This window comes from Tateyamaria sp. ANG-S1, from assembly GCF_000814025.1.
GTDB lineage: Bacteria > Pseudomonadota > Alphaproteobacteria > Rhodobacterales > Rhodobacteraceae > Tateyamaria.
This window is the reverse complement of the sequence record NZ_JWLL01000027.1, coordinates 1-1,937: the sequence shown is the minus strand read 5'-3', so window position 1 is coordinate 1,937 and position 1,937 is coordinate 1. Positions and strand designations below refer to the sequence as shown.

The following is a 1,937-nucleotide window of genomic DNA, read 5'->3' as shown; positions in this document are numbered from 1 at the left end:
ATCTGGCGGTACAAGCGTAATTCGTTCAATTGGGTTCCAAGCAGCGAGATCGAAAAATGCACCCGATTTCTCTTGGCATGCTGTGGGTTGGCTTTCATTAAGGTAGCGACGCTCTCGGCCTCTTCTGGTCGACCTAGGGTACATAAAAGCTGCAAAAGCATAATGTTTCCTGCCGATTTGCGCCCTGCAGCTATTTCGGTCTTGATGTGTTCAACAATCTCTTCCAACCGGCCCAAAACCAGGAGGAACCGCACGTATACATCGGCGAGCGGCCCTACAATCTTTTCACTTTGATGCGCCTCGAACCATTCCAGACCCTTTTCTGGAAGACCCGCCTGAATGAAGGCGTGCGCTAGTGATTTCAGTACCGGCAGGGAATTCGGCCAGCGCCGCACACATAGAAGTAAATAGCGCAAGGCCAGTTCTTTCCGCCCAGTGTCGATCAAAAGCCGAGCCAGGCTTGTAGCCATGCGAGGATCCCGCGCCGCTGACCGTGTTGCCAATGCCAGAGAAAGCGCAGCCTGAGGCCCCTGCCGCATACGCGTGGCCTCGATACGAAACAAAGACAATTCCGCGGGTGCTATCCGGTCGCACAACGCGCTCTCGACCCGATCCGCCAGTGGTTCATTCTCGGCCACATGAGCAATCCGCAACAACACCTTGGCCAATTCCAGATCGATCAAGGAACGGTTTTTAACACTGCCTATGGCGGTAGATATGGCATCTGCCTGATCTAGCGTTCCTGCTATGACAATGAATTGTTTCAATTGTGCGTTTGTGATCATGTCCATCCGGCTGGCAAGATGGGCCGAAACACGCTTTGCCTTCGACAAGCGATCCGCCTTCACATACAGGCGTAGCAATTCAAGCGCGCGATCAGGTATCATTTGGTGTTGAGCGATCTTATTCCAGCAAAGAGATCGCAGTTTCGATATCATCACGTGCCTCGGCAATCTTGGCACGGGCCTGCAACGCGGGCCAGTGAGCTTTGTTGCTCTCAAGGATCTGCGCATATAGCGCATCTGCGGCTGTCATGTCCCCCAATGTGCGCTGCAGGTTTGCAAGCGCCAGCATCGTTGGCACATCATGGGGGCGTGTGTCATGCGCAGTCTGCAGAATATCCAGTGCCTCCTGCCTGCGCCCTGTGGCCTGTAACACATGGGCCTTCTTGCGCTGGAATAAGAGACTGTGGGGCCGCTGTTGCAGGGCTGCGGCACTTGAAGCGAGGGCCGCATCATAATCGGCGCGTGCAATCGCGGCATCCATCTGCCCGATCAGGGCCCCTTCGTGGGTGGGATCAACACCCAGGATCTGCGCATATAGCGCATCTGCGGCTGTCATGTCCCCCAATGTGCGGCAAATCGTGGTCAGAGCCGCCCGCACAGGTACAGCCTTTGGGTCAGACACGGCCGCTTCGGGTAATTGCGCAAGCATGGTTTGCAATGTGTGATACATCGCGGCGTAAGCAGCGGGTACAGTCATGAAGGTCCTTGTACGAAAGTAAGGCGTGCGCGTTATGTCACAGTCTGCATAGTGATACGACACTCGGTGATGCGTACCAACACTTCCACACAGCTCGCTGTGAGCGCCTTTCATACATCTCCGGCTGTGTATAGACGATGCCCATTTTCCAAGTGTTACCTATCAGATGTGGCAGAGTGTGACACTTCTACTTTGCAGATGTGGGACGCTTTAACTTTGCGTGTGAGCGATACCTGCACCGCGGTTCCTATTGCTTTTGGGGTAGGTGCTCTGGCCCATTTCCTCCCTTCATCTTTTCGCGGAAGACTTTGGCAGGGCATTGCATAGCAATGTCCCGAGAGGTTGAGACTGCCGTGATGTCGCGCGTCCTCGGCAGCCATCTTCGGGCACGGCGATTGGTGTTACCGACTGTGCCTTTCTGCCAGGGGGAAGAGAGGTCACCGACCCAGGTTTGC

The 1,937-nt window shown here is 55.0% G+C and carries 2 protein-coding genes and 1 pseudogene; all 3 read right to left on the bottom strand.

Annotated features, from left to right (window positions below):
* The coding region (locus tag RA29_RS21610; protein ID WP_152613120.1) for a hypothetical protein at nt 1-938 on the bottom strand (938 nt) is incomplete at its 3' end.
* Nucleotides 904-1,482, bottom strand: coding sequence for a tetratricopeptide repeat protein (locus RA29_RS21605; RefSeq protein WP_193743617.1), 579 nt, complete (start codon nt 1,480-1,482; stop codon nt 904-906). The genes RA29_RS21610 and RA29_RS21605, both read right to left, overlap by 35 nt.
* Nucleotides 1,483-1,813: 331 nt before the next feature.
* Nucleotides 1,814-1,937 (bottom strand): annotated as a pseudogene (locus tag RA29_RS23735) (IS30 family transposase); the annotation flags it as partial.